At 38.5% G+C, this 16,244-nt stretch carries 11 protein-coding genes; all 11 read left to right on the top strand.

Annotated features, from left to right (window positions below):
- Nucleotides 1–16 precede the first annotated feature (16 nt).
- The gene (locus GEZ89_RS02965) at nucleotides 17–844 is read left to right on the top strand and encodes an HAD family hydrolase (RefSeq protein WP_153224912.1); all 828 of its coding nucleotides are present in this window, start codon (nucleotides 17–19) and stop codon (nucleotides 842–844) included.
- 1 nt (nucleotide 845) lies between these two features.
- On the top strand, nucleotides 846–1,481 hold the full coding sequence (locus tag GEZ89_RS02960) for an SGNH/GDSL hydrolase family protein (protein ID WP_153224911.1): 636 nt from the start codon (nucleotides 846–848) through the stop codon (nucleotides 1,479–1,481).
- A gap of 522 nt (nucleotides 1,482–2,003) precedes the next feature.
- Nucleotides 2,004–2,711: a glucosamine-6-phosphate deaminase gene (locus GEZ89_RS02955; protein ID WP_049508421.1), complete on the top strand. Its 708-nt coding sequence runs from the start codon at nucleotides 2,004–2,006 to the stop codon at nucleotides 2,709–2,711.
- A 69-nt stretch (nucleotides 2,712–2,780) separates the two neighbouring features.
- The gene (locus GEZ89_RS02950) at nucleotides 2,781–3,086 is read left to right on the top strand and encodes a hypothetical protein (RefSeq protein ID WP_153224910.1); all 306 of its coding nucleotides are present in this window, start codon (nucleotides 2,781–2,783) and stop codon (nucleotides 3,084–3,086) included.
- A gap of 129 nt (nucleotides 3,087–3,215) precedes the next feature.
- Nucleotides 3,216–3,392, top strand: a complete 177-nt coding sequence (gene rpsU, locus GEZ89_RS02945; RefSeq protein ID WP_000048054.1) for a 30S ribosomal protein S21 — start codon at nucleotides 3,216–3,218, stop codon at nucleotides 3,390–3,392.
- 129 nt (nucleotides 3,393–3,521) lie between these two features.
- Nucleotides 3,522–4,457: an HPr(Ser) kinase/phosphatase gene (gene hprK, locus GEZ89_RS02940; RefSeq protein WP_194251822.1), complete on the top strand. Its 936-nt coding sequence runs from the start codon at nucleotides 3,522–3,524 to the stop codon at nucleotides 4,455–4,457.
- Nucleotides 4,450–5,238 carry a prolipoprotein diacylglyceryl transferase gene (lgt, locus tag GEZ89_RS02935; RefSeq protein WP_153224908.1) on the top strand — a complete coding sequence of 263 codons (789 nt, stop codon included), beginning with the start codon at nucleotides 4,450–4,452 and terminating at the stop codon, nucleotides 5,236–5,238. The genes hprK and lgt overlap by 8 nt, the downstream gene beginning before the upstream one ends.
- A gap of 1 nt (nucleotide 5,239) precedes the next feature.
- Nucleotides 5,240–5,623: a DUF948 domain-containing protein gene (locus GEZ89_RS02930; protein ID WP_153224907.1), complete on the top strand. Its 384-nt coding sequence runs from the start codon at nucleotides 5,240–5,242 to the stop codon at nucleotides 5,621–5,623.
- Between the two features lie 15 nt (nucleotides 5,624–5,638).
- The gene (locus GEZ89_RS02925; RefSeq protein ID WP_153224906.1) at nucleotides 5,639–6,034 is read left to right on the top strand and encodes a YtxH domain-containing protein; all 396 of its coding nucleotides are present in this window, start codon (nucleotides 5,639–5,641) and stop codon (nucleotides 6,032–6,034) included.
- A gap of 469 nt (nucleotides 6,035–6,503) precedes the next feature.
- A complete protein-coding gene (locus GEZ89_RS02920) occupies nucleotides 6,504–12,230 on the top strand; it encodes a G5 domain-containing protein (RefSeq protein WP_153224905.1) in 5,727 nt (1,908 codons plus the stop codon).
- Between the two features lie 515 nt (nucleotides 12,231–12,745).
- Nucleotides 12,746–16,244: YSIRK-type signal peptide-containing protein (locus tag GEZ89_RS02915; protein ID WP_153224904.1), on the top strand; the 3,499-nt coding region annotated here is incomplete at its 3' end.

Below are 16,244 nucleotides of genomic sequence, written 5' to 3'. Positions count from 1 at the left end.
TCTTAGAGGAGACGAGATGACGATAAAATTAATTGCGACAGACCTGGATGGAACCTTATTGGATCCCAAAGGTCAAGTAGATTTACCTCGTTTGGAGAAGATTCTTGATCATCTAGAAGAAAGGGGAATTCGATTTGTCATTGCGACTGGAAATGAGATTCATCGTGTGAAACAATTACTAGGGCATTTGACAGAGCGAGTAGTTTTGATTGTAGCTAATGGGGCGAGAATTTTTGAAGGAAATCAACTTTTACAGGCTCAAACTTGGGATGATGACATGGTTAATCGGGCTTTAGAATTTTTCAAGGGACGAGAATGCCAAGATCAGTTTGTAGTGACCAGTATGAATGGTGGTTTTGTAAAAGAAGGCACCGTCTTTACTCAACTTGAAAATTTTATGACTCCAGAGATGATTGAACTTTTTTATCAGCGTATGAATTTTGTGGAAGAGTTAGAATCTCATCTTTTTGGTGGAGTGTTAAAAATGAGCTTGGTGGTCGGTGAGGAGCGCTCTGACTCAGTTTTAGAGGAAATCAATCAGCTCTTTAATGGTCATGTTCAGGCTGTCTCAAGTGGTTATGGCTGTATCGATATTCTTCAGGCTGGTATTCATAAAGCCTGGGGCTTGCAAGAGCTACTCAAGCGTTGGGACATCAAAGCTGAGGAAATCATGGCTTTTGGTGATAGTGAAAATGATGTAGAAATGCTTCAATTAGCTGGAATTTCCTATGCCATGGAAAATGCCGACGACAAGGCCAAAGCAGTAGCAACTGACTTTGCTCCATCCAATAGTCAGGCAGGAGTTTATCAGGTTTTGGAAGACTGGCTAGAAAAAGGAGAATGAAATGGCAGTGCAGTTGTTAGAAACGTGGCTCCTAAAAGAGCAAGAAAAAATCCAAAACAAGTATCGTGAACTTAATCAAATCTCGATAATTGAACCAGATATCATTTTTATTGGAGATTCTATTATTGAGTATTATCCCTTGCAAGAATTATTGGGAACGTCAAAAACCATTGTGAATCGAGGGATTCGAGGCTACCAGACGGGACTTTTACGAGAAAATCTTGATGCTCATCTCTATGGCGATGCAGTGGATCAAATTGTACTTTTGATTGGGACCAATGACATTGGGAAAGATATTCCAATGAGTCAAGCATTAACAAATCTTGAAAGTGTGATTCAAAGTATTTCTCGTGACTATCCGCTGTCACAGATTAAGCTAGTTTCCATTTTGCCGGTCAATGAGAGTACGGACTTCAAGCAGACTATTTATATTCGTACCAATGAGAAAATCAAGGCTTGGAACCAAGCCTATCAAGACCTTGCCTCTGCCTATATGCAGGTTGAATTTGTGCCTGTTTTTGAGAACTTACTCGATCAAGAGGGGCAACTCAAGGCAGACTATACAACGGATGGTCTTCATCTCAGTGTCGCTGGTTATCAAGCTTTATCAAATACTTTAAAAAAATATATTTTATAGATTCAGTATAGATGAACAAGATTTTTTATGATTAATATTTTTTGTAAAATAAATATGTTGCTAATATTATTAAAAAAATTCTTTCAATGCTAGCAATCTCATGTTAGTTGATGATACCATTCACTTGTCGGAGGATATACTAAATAATAGACCTTGAAAGTATAGTGAAGTGAAATAAAATCTGGATAAATTGATTAAGGAAGTCAAATCAATTTCTCGCAATGTTTTAGAAGTCACAGTGCACTATTCTGTATGCAATCTACTATCTGCTCTTCATTTGACAATTCGATACAATAAAAAGCTCCATAATATCTATAGGAATTTGCCTATTACAAATATTATCGAGCTTTTTTGGCTCTTTCCTACTATTTGTCAAGTCTATCAAGGTTTTAAGAATCAAATGAGACAAGACAGTAGCTGTTTTGAGGCTACTGTCATATTTTCAACAAAAATAAATCGTTTTCACTTGACAAAAATTGGTCTATACCATATAATAAAATAAAGAATATGGAGGACAAAATTATGAAAGTTATTCAAGTGGAAAATCCAATTGAAGGTGGAAAAGTTGCTTTTGATATCTTAAAAGAAAAATTGGAAAACGGTGCACAAACATTGGGACTTGCAACAGGAAGTAGCCCTCTGGAATTTTACCAACGAATCGTTGAGAGCGATCTTGATTTTTCAAATCTTACAAGTGTGAACTTGGATGAGTACGTAGGTCTTGATGGGGACAATCCTCAATCATACCGTTACTTTATGCAAGAAAATCTATTCAACAAGAAGCCATTTAAAGAAAGTTTCTTGCCACGTGGTGTCAAGGATAATGCAGAAGCAGAAGTAGAACGCTACAACCAAATTCTTGCTGACCATCCCGTTGACCTACAAATCTTAGGGATTGGCCGCAATGGTCATATTGGCTTTAATGAACCAGGCACACCATTTGATAGCCAAACTCACCTTGTAGAGCTAGATCAGTCTACAATCGAAGCTAACGCGCGCTTCTTTGAGAAGATTGAAGATGTTCCAACCCAAGCTATTTCAATGGGGATTAAGAACATTTTGGATGCTAAGTCCATCCTTCTATTTGCTTATGGTGAATCAAAAGCAGAAGCTATCGCTGGAACTGTTGAAGGCCCTGTGACAGAAAGTCTACCGGCAAGTAGCCTACAAAACCATCCAGATGTGACCATTATCGCAGATGCAGCAGCACTCAGCTTGTTAAAAAAATAAGATTTTAATCATTAAAAACCATTCGATCCTATGGATTGGGTGGTTTTTTGCTCTGAATATATTTCAAATATGATAAGGGTTGAAAATCAAAATTTTTTGTATTTTTTACATGAAGAAGACAAATTTGATTGTTCTTCACTTTCTGCTTTATGTCAGTATTTAGCAAAGCTGGAAGCTATTAGTTTAGGTCAAGTAAAGGATTTATATTTTATTCGAGAGCAAATACTGAAACATCTTGTTGATCACGTTGACAGCAAGGACTTATATACCATTTTTGATCTACCGTCAGATTATTGGGAGTACCTAGACCACATGGGGTTAGAAATTAAAAAATTAAGTGTTTGTTTAGAACAAACCTTAGAAGTGGAGAACTAGGCTAGACATAATGGTAAAATCTTGTAAATTTTAAATTGAATGATTTGGGAGAATTTCATTTTTTTCTTGACAATTTTCTTTATTCCGTGTAAAATAGAATAGATCTTGAACTTGAAGGGAGTGAAAAAAATGTCTAAAACAGTAGTACGTAAGAATGAATCTCTTGACGATGCACTTCGTCGTTTCAAACGTGCAGTTACTAAAGCTGGTACTCTTCAAGAAACACGCAAACGTGAATTCTATGAAAAACCTTCTGTAAAACGTAAACGTAAGTCAGAAGCAGCTCGTAAACGTAAAAAATTCTAATTAATAAGAAAGGCTAGAGTAATCTAGTCTTTTTTGCTTTAAATAAATCCTATAAATTCTGCAAAATTCTGAAACTTCCTCCTACAATTTGATATAATAGAGGGAAGAACTTGATTGAAGGAGAAAATTATGTCGGTTTTAGTCAAAGAAGTGATTGATAAGCTCAGACTAGACATTGTCTATGGTGAGACTGAATTACTTGAAAAGAAAATCAATACTGCGGATATTACGCGACCAGGGCTTGAAATGACGGGGTATTTTGACTACTATACTCCAGAGCGGATTCAACTTTTGGGAATGAAAGAGTGGTCTTATCTGATTAGTATGTCTTCTCATAACCGCTACCAGGTTTTGAAAAAGATGTTTCAACCAGAAACACCTGCAGTTATTGTTGCGCGTGGTTTAGTAGTTCCAGAGGAAATGCTAAAGGCTGCTAGAGAATGTAAAATCGCTATTTTAACGAGTCGTACAGCAACAAGTCGTCTGTCTGGGGAATTGTCAAGTTACCTAGATTCTCGTTTGGCTGAGCGTGAAAGTGTACATGGTGTCTTGATGGACATCTATGGTATGGGTGTGTTAATCCAGGGCGACAGTGGTATTGGTAAGAGTGAGACAGGTCTAGAACTCGTGAAACGAGGACACCGTTTGGTAGCGGATGACCGTGTAGATATCTTTGCTAAGGATGAAATGACTCTCTGGGGTGAACCAGCTGAAATCTTGAAGCATTTACTTGAGATTCGTGGTGTTGGTATTATAGATGTGATGAGTCTTTATGGTGCCAGTGCAGTTAAGGATTCTTCACAAGTTCAGTTGGCTGTCTATCTAGAAAATTATGACACACAAAAGACTTTTGATCGCCTAGGCAATAATGCTGAAGAATTGGAGATTTCTGGAGTAGCCATTCCGCGTATCCGCATTCCTGTAAAAACAGGACGTAATATTTCTGTCGTTATCGAAGCAGCAGCGATGAATTATCGTGCTAAGGAAATGGGCTTTGATGCTACTCGATTGTTTGAAGAAAGATTGACAAATCTGATTGCAAAGAACGAGGTGAAAGATGATTGATCCAATTGCTTTTCAAATTGGCCCTTTAGCTGTTAGATGGTATGCACTCTGCATTGTTTCAGGTCTTGTTTTAGCGGTATACCTTGCCAGTAAAGAAGCGCCTAAAAAGAAGATTTTATCTGATGATATTTTGGACTTTATCTTAATTGCCTTTCCTTTATCCATCATTGGTGCTAGACTCTACTATGTTATTTTTAGATTTGATTACTATAGCCAACATCTGGGAGAGATTTTTGCTATTTGGAATGGTGGTCTTGCGATTTATGGCGGTTTAATTACTGGAGCGATTGTTCTCTATATCTTTGCTGATCGCAAATTAATCAATACTTGGGATTTCTTAGATATTGCAGCTCCGAGCGTCATGATTGCTCAGAGTTTAGGGCGTTGGGGAAACTTCTTTAACCAAGAAGCTTATGGAGCAGTCGTTGAAAATCTTGATTACTTACCTGATTTTATTAAGAATCAAATGTATATTGATGGCTCATACCGCCAACCAACCTTCTTATACGAATCTATCTGGAATCTGATCGGTTTTGCCTTGATTGTCATTTTTAGACGCCGATTAAAGAATATCCGTCGTGGTCAGATCACTGCCTTTTATCTAATTTGGTACGGATTTGGACGTATGATTATCGAGGGAATGCGTACGGATAGTCTCATGTTCTTTGGGCTCCGAGTATCCCAGTGGTTGTCTGCCCTATTGATTGGCCTTGGTATTTATATCATCTTTTATCAAAATCGGGAAAAAGCACCATTTTATAATGTAAAAAAGGAGAATTAAAATGTTAGAAGTGGCTTATATTATTGTGGCAATTGCCTTGGTTGTATTTTTAGTTTATCTGATTATTACCCTTCAAAAAGTTGGTCGTGTAATTGATGAAACTGAAAAAACTGTTAAAACTTTAACATCAGATGTAGATGTAACTCTTCATCAAACAAATGAATTGCTTACAAAGGTCAATGTTCTGGTTGATGATATCAACGTTAAAGTGGCAACGATTGACCCCCTCTTTACAGCAGTGGCTGATTTGTCTGTTTCTGTATCAGACCTTAATGATCAAGCGCGTGTTTTGAGTAAAAAGGCATCATCTGCTGGTTCAAAAACATTGAAGACTGGCGCAGGCTTGTCAGCTATTCGAGTTGCAAGTAAATTTTTCAAAAAATAAAAAAGGAGTAAGCTAATGGGTAAACTATCATCTATCTTTCTAGGAACTGTTTCAGGTGTTGCTGCAGCCTTGTTTTTAACAAGTGATAAAGGTAAGCAAGTGAGAAGCCATGCACAAGAATTTTTAGAAGATCTAAAAGAAGATCCTGAGTATGCTAAAGAGCAGGTTTGTGAAAAATTAACGGATGTCAAAGAACAAACCAAAGAATTTGTTCTTAAAACAAAAGAGCAGATTGAATCTGGGGAAATTACTCTTGACACTGTTCTTGATAAAGCAAAATATCATGCTCAACAAGCGACTGAAGCTTCAAAAGAAACCTTGAATCATTTTAAATCACAACTGGAAGAGAAAGTAGTTGTGGAAGAAAAAGAAAATGGTCAAGAAATTGTCATCGAGCTTCAAGAAAATTAACATAGAATCACCATTTCTTGGTTTTCTAGAGAATCAAGAATGGTGATTTTTTTCCTTTAATGAACTCTTTGTGATATAATGGCAGTATAGAAAGTGTAATATTTAGATTTCTTTCTTAATTTACTGAAATTTTAACAGCAAGTTATTGATCTTCATATGGATGGGGAAATGTACCTAGATGATAAAAGAGAAAAAGATAACCTTGTTATTTTTTACAGAGTTGTTTGGAAGTCTAAAATTAGCGGTTCTGTCCGTAACCTAAATAACCCGCCTGATTAACAGGGGGACTGGGTTTAGCTATTACAACAAATAGTTATTTAAAGATTGAAAGGATTTAAAATGTGATGTATTAAAGTAGAGTAAAGTTCCTAAATTTTAGGAAAATAAAAAAGTATGATTTTGTTAACAGAAAATGTTGACACCTTCTATATTATATATAGAAATGATAGTTAAAAAGGAATTGGGTAACATGAAAGATATCTTTAATAAACGCCAACGTTTTTCGATTCGAAAGTTTTCTGTTGGAGTGGCATCTGTACTAATAGGGGTTTCCTTATTTGCTCCAACTCAAGGAGTCTTAGCTTCTACGGAAAATAATAATGATAATAATACAGGGATAGAAGTTAATTCTGAAACTGACAATTCTCTGCCGACTGTGGAGATCAAAGAAGAAGCTCAAAGTATCTCAGAACATCGAAACAATGCTTCTTCTGAGATAGATGCTAAAGAGATTTCAACAGTAGCTACAAAAGAGACAGTTCTAGATACTTCCGGTGGTAAGGAAAATATCAATTCGACGGCAACTACTTTGGTGGCTGGTGAAGACAGATCAAGTGCTCCAGAGGTTAGAGCAGCATCAAATCCTACTGAGATTAAAAAATATGAATTGACTGAGGAAGATGCTAAAAAAATCAAAGCAGGAATAATCGGTTCAGAAGGGGATAAGTATGATAGCCTATTACTAGATGGAGAACAGTTAAAACCGAATGGTTATACAGATAACGATTATTTGAGTGATAAAGAAGAACTCTATATTTATGAAAAAAATGGTAAAAAGTATGTAGGTTATAATAGTCATCCGTTACTAGAGGATACTGATGGTGATGGGATTATTGATAGTGACGAAAAGCCAGATGAAAAATTAAAATGGAATGTAAGTGAACGTGATATGATTATGTTCATGGAATTGGCTTACCGTGACGATAAGTACATTGACAGAGTACTGGATCATAAGAGACCTTTAACAGAAGCAGAGTTATACAAAAAGAAAGGTGAAAGTAAACCACGCTATGAATATATGATGATGAATAGGGAATTGGGACCTTATTGGGAAAGAAAGAAAAGTTATCATACATCCAGTGGACTTGATGCTGTATTATTTGAGACTAAGAGCGATTTCTTATATTTACCAAATGGAACTGCCCAGGTACTAGCATTTCGTGGGACTAGTGATTCTAAAGATATAGGTGCTGATATAACACTTGGAACAGGGAGTAATCCTAAACAGGCGATAGAAGCAGAAGAAATTATGCGTGAATTAGCCAAGGATAAGAGTGTCACCAACCTTTATCTAACAGGACATTCTCTGGGAGGATATTTAGTACAACGGGCAATGGTTGAAGCCTATCAGTTGGCATATTCTGACAGCAGAGTCATGTCTACTAAAGAACAGCTGGCTTATAGAAACTTTTATAATAATGTATTAAAAAAAGGAACAACATTTAATGCTCCAAAAGTGAGGACAGGTCTTCTCTCATCATCTGCGTTTTGGCAAAAAGGTTTAGATAGTAAAAAAATAGCTAAGTCAGGTAAACTGACCCATTATATAGTTAATAACGATTCTACTATAGGAAAAAGTGTCAGTAATGATAGTGATGTTGTTATAAATGTTGGGGATACAAAAGGAGGGCATAGTTCCCGTTCTTATTTTGAAGCCGATATGATTAATAGACGACCAGAGTTTATTTCTGGGAAACGAATTTCCTTAGATGGGATAGGTTTTCAAAATCCTAAGATTACTACAGCCAAGTCTCTAGAAAAAGTTGGAGAAACTGTTGTATATAGCAAACTCGGAAATGACATCATTAAGTCAACAACTGTTAGTATCAAGGATCCTGATACAGAAAACATTACTAAGAATACAACTGATGAAATCTTCAAGAAAGATGGAGCTAAGGACAAAGTAGAAACAACAGCAATCCCATCACCTAAGAAATACGTAAAAGATGATACACGCGAAAAAGGACAAGTTAATGTTGAAGAGCCTGGTAAAACTGGAGAACAGACGGTAACAACAACTTATAGTGTCAATCCTAACACTGGAGATCTTATTGAACATGTAGGACAACCAGTAGTTAAGCAACCGGCAACAGAAACAGTTGTCAAAGTCGCAGCCAAGGACGAAGTAGAATACATTAAAAAAGGAGACGATGTTGTTAAGAAGACAACGAGCTACACAGTAAACTCAAAAACTGGCAGTCTTACTTCGACTGAGAAGGAAGAAGTAGTCAATAGAGGTGGCGCGAGGGATATAGTTGAGTATAATTCAGTTGAACCCAAACCAGTTTATTTAAAAGATGAGAACAGTCCAAAAGGTACTGTTACCGTTCAATTTCTAGGGAAAGCAGGACAAACTAAAGTCACCACAACATATAGCGTAAACCCAGTAAATGGAACCCTAACTCCATCAAAAGGCAAACCAGAAGTCGTAACTATACCAATAGCTAGAGTTGTAAAAGTGGGAGCAAAGGACAAAGTAGAAACAACAGAAATCCCATCACCTAAGAAATATGTGAAAGATGATACACGCGAAAAAGGCCAAGACAATGTAGAAGAAGCAGGACAAGCAGGTTCAAGAACAGTAACAACTACTTACGAAGTAAATCCAGCAGATGGAACCATTACAGAAAGAGTAGGAGAACCAGTAGTAGTAAATCCAACAGTAACAATTGTCAAAGTTGCAGCGAAGGACAAAGTAGTAGAAACACCGATTGAACCTGAAGTTGAGTATGTTAGAGATGGTGAACGAGATGTTGACACACCTAATGAACGCGTTGAAGGAGCTAAAGGTAAAATAGTTACTACAACCACTTACGATGTAGATTCACACGACGGTCATATCACAGAACACGTTGGTACCCCAGTCGTCACCCCAGCAGGTAAGACAATTGTTAAAGTTGGTGCAAAAACTCAGGTTGAACACTCTAAAGATTCTGAAGGTCGCGATGTGATTGATACCACTACCTATGAAGTTGATCCAAAAACAGGTAGGGTAACTCCAACAACAGTTCGAACTTATGGGAAAACGAAAGAACCAACAGTTGAGAAGAGAGTAGTACCATCACCTGTTGTCTATGAAAAAGATGATACGAAAGAAAAAGGTGCAGCCTCAACTACTGTTAAAGGTGAAGATGGTGAAGACACTATCACAACCATTTACACTGTGGATCCTAATACTGGAAAGATTACAGCAAGTGAAGGTAAACCAGTTCGTACGAAAGAACCAACAGAAACAATTGTTAAAGTTCCAGCTAAGGACAAAGTAGAAACAACAGCAATCAAATCACCTAAGAAATATGTGAAAGATGATACACGCGACAAAGATCAACCAAATGTGGAAGAAGCAGGACAAGCAGGTTCAAGCACTATCACAACAACATATAGTGTTGATCCTACTACAGGTGCTATTACAGAAAGAGTAGGAGAACCAGTAGTAGTGAATCCAACAGCAACTATTGTCAAAGTCGCAGCGAAGGACAAAGTAGTAGAAACACCGATTGAACCAGAAGTTGAGTATGTTAGAGATGGTGAACGAGAAGTTGGCACATCTGATGACCGCGTTGAAGGAGCTAAAGGTAAAATAGTTACTACCACCACTTATGATGTAGATCCAAACGACGGTCATATCACAGAACACGTTGGCAACCCAGTCGTCAGCCCAGCAGGTAAGACAATCGTTAAAGTAGGAGCTAAAACTAAGGTTGAACAATCTAAAGATTCTGAAGGTCGTGATGTGATTGATACCACTACCTATGAAGTTGATTCAAAAACAGGTAAGGTAACTCCAACAACCGTTCGAACTTATGGGAAAACGAAAGCACCAACGGTTGAGAAGAGAGTAGTACCATCACCTGTTGTCTATGAAAAAGATGATACGAAAGAAAAAGGTGCAGCCCCAACTACTGTTAAAGGTGAAGATGGTGAAGACACTATTACAACAACTTACACTGTGGATCCTAATACTGGAAAGATTACAGCAAGTGAAGGTAAACCAGTTTGTACGAAAGAACCAACGAATACAGTCGTTAAAGTCGCAGCGAAGGATAAAGTAGAAACAACCGAAATCCCATCACCTAAAAAATACGTAAAAGATGATACGCGGGAAAAAGGCCAAGACAATGTAGAAGAAGCAGGCCAAGCAGGTTCACGCACAGTAACAACTACTTACGAAGTAAATCCAGCAGATGGAACCATTACAGAAACAGTAGCAGAACCAGTAGTAGTAAATCCAACAGCAACAATTGTCAAAGTCGCAGCGAAGGACAAAGTAGTAGAAACCCCAATTGAACCTGAAGTTGAATATGTTAGAGATGGTGAACGAGAAGTTGACACACCTAATGAACGTATTGAAGGAGCTAAAGGTAAAACAGTTACTACAACCACTTACGATGTAGATTCAAACGACGGTCATATCACAGAACACGTTGGTATCCCAGTTGTCACCCCAGCAGGTAAGACAGTCGTTAAAGTAGGTGCTAAAACTAAGGTTGAACAATCTAAAGATTCTGAAGGTCGTGATGTGATTGATACCACTACCTATGCAGTTGATCCAAAAACAGGTAAGGTAACTCCAACAACAGTTCGAACTTATGGGAAAACGAAAGCACCAACGGTTGAGAAGAGAGTAGTACCATCACCTATTGTCTATGAAAAAGATGATACGAAAGAAAAAGGTGCAGCCTCAACTACTGTTAAAGGTGAAGATGGTGAAGACACTATCACAACCATTTACACTGTGGATCCTAATACTGGAAAGATTACAGCAAGTGAAGGTCAACCAGTTCGTACGAAAGAACCAACGAATACAGTCGTTAAAGTCGCAGCGAAGGACAAAGTAGTAGAAATCCCGATTGAACCAGAAGTTGAGTATGTTAGAGATGGTGAACGAGAAGTTGACACACCTAACGAACGCGTTGAAGGAGCTAAAGGTAAAACAGTTACAACAACCACTTACGATGTAGATTCAAATGACGGTCATATCACAGAACACGTTGGCACCCCAGTAGTCAGCCCAGCAGGTAAGACAATCGTTAAAGTTGGTGCGAAAACTAAGGTTGAACAATCTAAAGATTCTGAAGGTCGCGATGTGATTGATATCACTACCTATGAAGTTGATCCAAAAACAGGTAAGGTAACTCCAACAACCGTTCGAACTTATGGGAAAACGAAAGAACCAAAAGTAGAGTTAGAACAGGATCCTAAGACAGGTGATGTTACAGTGACACCGAAGAAGCCAGATGGGTCAACATATCCACCAGGAACTAAGGTAGAAATCTCAGGTAAAGATGGTAATCCAATCGTCGTTACAATCGATGAAGATGGTAAAGGTAAAGTACCAAACAGTGATCTACCAAACGTAGAAAAAACAGGTACAGGTAAGATTACTGAACCAGGTAAATCATCTGTGGAAGTTCCTAAGGTAACAACTTTTGAAAACGATGCATTATCGGGTTCAATTGCATTGCCAGAGCTAATGATTGAGGTTAGATGGAATGATGAGGATGGGAATGTCTTGAAATCATCAGTTAAGACAGGAGATGCAGGAGCAGCTGGTCATGGAGTAATTCCGAGATATGAATTTTTAAGAACTGAAGTCGATGATAAAGAACCTATAATCACACATATTTTCAGAAAAGTAAGTTCAAATACAATTCAAGTTCTTCCAGTAACACCTGATACTAATGGTGATTCTAGTCAATCCACAGATCCACTAGCTACTCCAATTCAAGATGCTGTTAGTCCGAATGCAAATCACAGATCTACTACAGCTACTATTGATAAGGAATCTAAGTCAAATGATTCTCAAAATGTATTGCCAATACTAGGAACAGAATCTGATATGATTCTTGCATCTTTAGGACTCCTTGGTATGCTAAGTAGCTTTGGACTTGCGTTTGGAAAGAAAAAAGAAGACTAAAATAAGCATTTCGTTAAAGTTTGAACTACTCACTGTTAAGTGAACGATGAAATAAAAGATTAAGAAACGACCTTGTTCCTCATTTGAAGAAGTACAAGGTCGTTGTTTTATTTTTGAAAAAGGGAGACATCAGTATTCGTACCAATCCGCTCTCAAAATACTGTATGTCTTTAATCCTAGTGCTCAGTTTTGAAATGTTCCCAAAAGTTCTCAATCGGTGAGCGATTAGTACACTTGCCAATCTGATATATAGAGAATGTCATCAGAAAGGAGAATCTTTCTGTTTTATTTAAACAAAATGTATATTAATGTATTATAGACATTCGAATATGTTTGCGCTTTATTCGAGAGATTGAATGGCTTTATGCTTGTTTAAATCAATGTAAAATGGTATAATTTGCCTGAAATAGCTATGATGTGTTAAGAGATGGTCATCATAGTAATTTTTATTGTATTATTCCCCAGAGGGAATATTGCTTCTCAATTTGATTTTGTCTTTAATATAAGGAGGAACGATGGAAAAAAAATCAAATTCACTAAGTAGAGTAAAGCGTCGACAACAGGAAAAAGTCTTACGCTTCTCTATTCGTAAGTATAGCTTCGGTGCGGCTTCAGTTGCTGTTGCAGCGCTGATGTTTTTGGGTGCGCGTGTCGTTAGTGCGGATAGCGTAACACCTGTCGACAAACCTCATGTAGAGGCTTTAACTCAAGATACTAGTCCGCTAGCATCGCAAGATAAGGAAGAGCCTGTTAGTTCTGTAAAAGTGGATACAGCTGTTGCAAGTCAGCTTGTGGCACAGATCAAAGACCAGCTCCACGTCAAGGAAGCTGCGAATACAGATCTTTTGGTTACTGCTAAGGAAGAACTTGTTAAGGCTGAACTGACTCTCGCTGATTCAAAAGTGAGTCAAGAAGAAGTGGACGCTTTAGTAGCTCGCTTGACCAATGTTTTGGACCAGCTACGAGCAGTGGAAACTCCTCAAGTCAAAGAAGATAAAAATGACGAAAGCACACAGGAAGCAACTCCGGAAATCAAGCCAGAAGTAGCGAAGCCAACTTCAGAAATTTCAGCTAAGTCTGAGGAAACTTCAGAAAATACTAATGCTGAGCAACTGGAAAAAGCTAAAGCTAGTCTCAAATTATCTATTGAACGTTTGGAGCAGACTATCGCCCAAACACCTGAGAATGACTTGACACGTGAAATCTTGGAGAAAGCTATCGCCCAAGTTGCCGTAGCCAAGTCTGCATTTGGTGGTGTAGAAGTTAGCCTTCGTGATGTTGAGGATATGAATCGTGTCATCAAACGTAACGAAAGCTCTGTTATGATTGCACGTAATCGTTTGACTTCTGGGCGTAATGACGTCCGTAATGGCGCAGCTATCCCAGTTGGGACAACGCTTCGCGCTGATGCGGGGGCAACCTATGACAATGCTGTTGGGCTCTACTTCACAAAGGAAGGAGATGGCTCAGGTTATCCAGCTGGTACCATGCTCTTTAGAGACCGTAACCAAAATACTGCGGATAAACAAAGAGTTAAGGATGTCAAGGATGTCGTTAAGGTTGATGTCACTAAAAACGGAGATACATACGATTGGGTCATTGAGTTTGAAGGTAATCCTGAAAACCACCAAAATGCCCATGCTTGGTTTACCATTCCAACTGGTCATACCTTGGTAGACGACGGTTCGGCATCATTTGGTAGTTACTGGGGTGGTTCTGGTGGAAAACGACGTATTGAAACTCAAGGAAGATTACCACGAAACTTATACGACATCTTTAAAGATCAGGTTAGCTCTACGTCTAAGGATGTTAACATTGGTACCCCTGGTGGAGCTATCGAGCAGGCTTGGGGCAAAGCTGCCACTACCGATGCTTTCTGGAAAGGTGCTGATGGAGAGATTAAAACATTTGAAGAAATCATTTCAAAACCTGATACACTCTATTTTAATCGTACAGGTGGTGCCCGTACGACAACGGAGAAGGATGTTCTGGTATCAGATTATTTGAAGGATTGGTTGATCCAGCATACGCAAAGAGTTTATCATTTTGATATTGATTATCGTGGTAGAACTAAGGATAGTGCATCAAACTATATCTTTCGTTTCAAAACCAAGGCTGCTGAGGGGACTCCACTCATGTATGCAGCAGGGATGCGCTCCTATGAGTTCAGCACCCACCGAAATGATATGCAATGGTATGGTTTGCCATCTCCTAAGGTGACGGGGGCTGATCAAACTATCGAAAAAGGTAAGGAAATTCGACTTGAATTTACAACTAAAGATAATCTAGCAGGATTTTCACTTGGTGATCCAAAACTAGGTTATAATCCAGCTGATTCTATCAAGTTAGTGGATAGTAAGCTGGAACTTAAAGATCAAAAAGTTGAAGTTCAAAAAGTGAGTGATTATGAGCACAAGCTTATTATCACAGGTCGTGTTGCTTCAGATCCTGGCGACTATAAGGTCAAGGTCAAGTCTGTCAATAACGTTGGACAAAGTGCGGAGTTTACATCAACTGTCAAGGTTACACAATCTATTACACCAACATTAGAGTTGAATCAAGATCCTAAGACAGGTGACGTTACAGTAACACCGAAGAAACCAGATGGCTCAACATACCCACCAGAAACTAAGGTAGAAATCCCAGGTAAAGGTGACAAGCCAATCCCAGTCACAATCGGTAAAGACGGTAAAGGTAAAGTACCTAATAGTGATTTACCTGAAGGTAATGTCCCAGGTATAGGTAAGATTACAGAACCAGGTCAACCAACTGTTGAAGTTCCTGATGTAACAACTCCAGCTAAGATAACACCACGTGATACAACTCCACCAAAGATTTACTGGCTTAAAGACGATGGCAGTCGACAAGAGTTAGGCTACACTCATGCGGCCGGTCAAAATGTTGTTATTCCACTCTATCGTGGTGATGCAGTGAACACACGTCTCATCACAATTGATGATAGTGGTAAAGTGACGGACTTCAGATTGGAAAACCTCCAAAGTGGCTTTAGCTTTACACCTGTCAATGGAACAGCAACAGAAGAATCGCCATTAGGACAAAATGTAACAGGAAAAGTTGGTCTAGAAGTTAAGAAAGGGAAGTATACTGCCCGTGCAATTTCAACAGACGGAACTAACAGCACAACAGGATACTTTGTTTTTGAAATACATGAACAAGCAGAAAAGTACCCACTAGAAGGTAAAACAGAGACTGTTACAGTTGGAGATTCACTAAAGACATGGAATGGACGTGTAGATTCTAACCAATACACAGAAGCACCAAAAGGACGTGGAGTTGGAGTAGAATGGGGATGGAAAGGAGAAGCGCCAAAAGTTGTCCAAGATACAGCAGGTGTCTTCAAATACACAGCCACAGCAACCCATCCAGATAAATCAGTAGCTGAATCTAATCCGCAAGTAACTATTATTGTTAAACCAAAAGCTCCGACGATTGAAACAGATTTGACTGGTAAAGCAGAAGTTCCTAACACGGAAGTTGTAGTAAATGTTCATGAGGGGGTAAAAGATGGCTCTACTGTAACGCTTTATTCTCCGGAAGGACGTGCCATTGGTACAGGTACTGTGACAAATGGAAAAGCGAAAATCACAGGAACAATTCCAGTAGGGAATATTACAGCTAAAACAACTGTTCAAACGCCAGGACAGCCTAATGTTGAGTCAGAACTAAGCCCAATTAAGGTAGCAACCAAAATCGCTGAAACTGAAAAACCAGGTAAGATTGAAATCACACGTAAACCAAATGGTGATGCAGTTGTAACGCCTAAGAAACCAGATGGAAAACCATACCTACCAGGAACTAAGGTAGAAATTCCAAGTAAAGATAAAGATGGAAACCCAACTACAATCACAGTAACAGTTGGCGACAACGGTTCAGGTGAAGTGCCAAATGACAACCTTCCTAAGAAAGATGTCCCAGGTACAGGAACAGTAACAGAACCTAATAAGAAACCATCACAACCAGTAGATGTAACAACACCAGCTCGTAAGACACCAA

It is taken from the genome of Streptococcus mitis, assembly GCF_009496285.1.
Lineage (GTDB): Bacteria > Bacillota > Bacilli > Lactobacillales > Streptococcaceae > Streptococcus > Streptococcus mitis_BP.
Note: the sequence above shows the minus strand (reverse complement) of the source record. Positions and strands in the feature narration are given on the sequence as shown.